This window comes from Streptomyces sp. URMC 123 (assembly GCF_051386515.1).
Lineage (GTDB): Bacteria > Actinomycetota > Actinomycetes > Streptomycetales > Streptomycetaceae > Streptomyces.
In genome coordinates, this window is sequence record NZ_JBPQTV010000552.1 from 1 (window position 1) to 2,181 (window position 2,181).

The 2,181-nt window shown below is 71.5% G+C and carries 2 protein-coding genes; both read right to left on the reverse strand.

All coding sequences use genetic code 11. From position 1 onward, the window contains the following. A partial coding sequence (ftsZ, locus tag ACSNOD_RS30610; RefSeq protein ID WP_436770340.1) for a cell division protein FtsZ occupies window positions 1–1,189 on the reverse strand: 1,189 nt, incomplete at its 3' end. A gap of 271 nt (window positions 1,190–1,460) precedes the next feature. After that, window positions 1,461–2,177, reverse strand: a complete 717-nt coding sequence (locus ACSNOD_RS30615; RefSeq protein WP_436770341.1) for a cell division protein FtsQ/DivIB — start codon at window positions 2,175–2,177, stop codon at window positions 1,461–1,463. Window positions 2,178–2,181 lie beyond the last annotated feature (4 nt).

A 2,181-nucleotide genomic window follows, 5' to 3' on the forward strand; every position in this document is an offset into this window, starting at 1 on the left:
GGGTGGCCGGGGGCGAGGGGAGCTCGCCGGCGGGCGCGGGCTCGGCCCGCTCCGGCTCGCCCGCCCGCTCCGAGCCGCCGCCCTCGCGGCCCGGGAGGCTGCCGAGGCCGCCGAACGAGGGACGGCTCTCGGCCGGGGCCACCGGGCGGGCGGCGCCCGCGGTGGCGGCGGCGGGCGCCGAGCCCTCCTCGCGGCCGGAGCCGTAGGAGCCGAGGACCTTGTCGCGGTTCTTGGCCGGCGGCTGACCGCCGTCGAAGCCCGCCGCGATGACGGTGACCCGGACCTCGTCGCCGAGCGCGTCATCGATGACCGCGCCGAAGATGATGTTCGCCTCGGGGTGGGCGGCCTCGCTGACCAGCTGGGCCGCCTCGTTGATCTCGAAGAGACCCAGGTCGGAGCCGCCGGAGATGGACAGCAGCACACCGCGGGCGCCGTCGATCGACGCCTCCAGCAGCGGCGAGGAGATGGCCATCTCCGCGGCGGCCACGGCACGGTCGTCGCCGCGCGCGGAGCCGATGCCCATGAGCGCCGAGCCGGCCTCGGACATCACGGACTTCACGTCGGCGAAGTCGAGGTTGATCAGGCCCGGGGTGGTGATGAGGTCGGTGATGCCCTGCACGCCGGAGAGCAGCACCTGGTCGGCGGACTTGAACGCGTCCAGCACGCTGACCTGGCGGTCCGAGATGGACAGCAGCCGGTCGTTGGGGATGACGATGAGGGTGTCGACCTCGTCGCGGAGCTGGGCGATGCCGTCCTCGGCCTGGTTGGCGCGGCGGCGTCCCTCGAAGGTGAACGGCCGGGTGACCACACCGATCGTCAGGGCGCCCAGGGAACGGGCGATGTTGGCGACGACGGGGGCGCCGCCGGTGCCGGTGCCACCGCCCTCGCCCGCGGTGACGAAGACCATGTCGGCCCCCTTGAGGACCTCCTCGATCTCCTCGCGGTGGTCCTCCGCGGCCTTCCGGCCGACATCGGGGTTGGCGCCCGCGCCGAGCCCGCGGGTGAGCTCGCGGCCGACGTCGAGCTTGACGTCGGCGTCGCTCATGAGCAGGGCCTGTGCATCGGTGTTGATCGCGATGAACTCGACGCCCTTGAGACCGACCTCGATCATCCGGTTGATGGCGTTGACGCCACCGCCGCCGATGCCGACGACCTTGATGACTGCGAGGTAGTTCTGCGGTGCTGCCACGTCGAAGGCCTCTCGCCTCGAGTTACGTGTCCGCGCTCCGGATGGGCGGTGCGCCGACTGATGCCGATGGGACGGTCCGAACGCCGACCCGAACCCTAACGGTCAAGTTTAGGGTTACCAGTGTGTCTGCTCTGTGGACTCTTCGAACGAGACACTAAGTCGACAAGTGCTGCGCGTTCAACGAACACGCCGAACCTCCCGTTTTTCTTTTCACCCTATGTGATCACGCATAGCGCTAGCCAACCAGGGTGCTGGGCGGCGCCCCGGCGCGTCAACTCCCCGTAGCGGCGGGAGCACTGGGAACGCTGACGTCGAAGTGGTGGGCATCACGTGCGGCTTTCATCAGGGCGACCAGGGAAGCGGCCTTCGCCCTGCCCCGTTCGGGGCTCCCCCACATGACGGTACGTCCGCGCGTCAGCTCGAGCGCGATCGCGTCGTACGAGCGCACGCGGATCACACGGGTGTCCTGGTGAACGGGGCCGGGGAGTTCGGCGGCGACCCGCGCCGCCGAGCGCTGGAGCCGCTCCGCGCCGAACCGGCCGCCGTCCGCCGGCGCGCCCCCGTCCCACTCCAGCCGGGGCACGCCCTTGGGCGGGGTGTCGACGGTCGCGAAACGCACGCCGTCCGCGTCCACTTCGATGAACTTTCCGCCCTTTTCCAGCACCACTTGGGGCTTTCTCTCGGTCACTTTCAGAGCGATCGAGCGCGGCCACACCCGGACGACATCGACCTGGGCGATACGCGGCAGTCGCTGACGCAGGCGGTCGGCGACCCCGTCGGTGTCCACGGCGGCCATGGGAACCCCGAGCGGGATGTCGGCCGCCGAGCGCACCGCCTCGGGGGTGAGCACCAGGGTGCCGGTGGTCGTCACCCGCTCCACCCGCAGCCACGCGGACCCGTAGAGCAGCCAGCCGCCGCCCCCGGCGAGCGCGAGGGCGAGCACCAGTCCGACGATCAGACCGCGCCGGCCGGGGCGGCGCGGTCTGATCGTC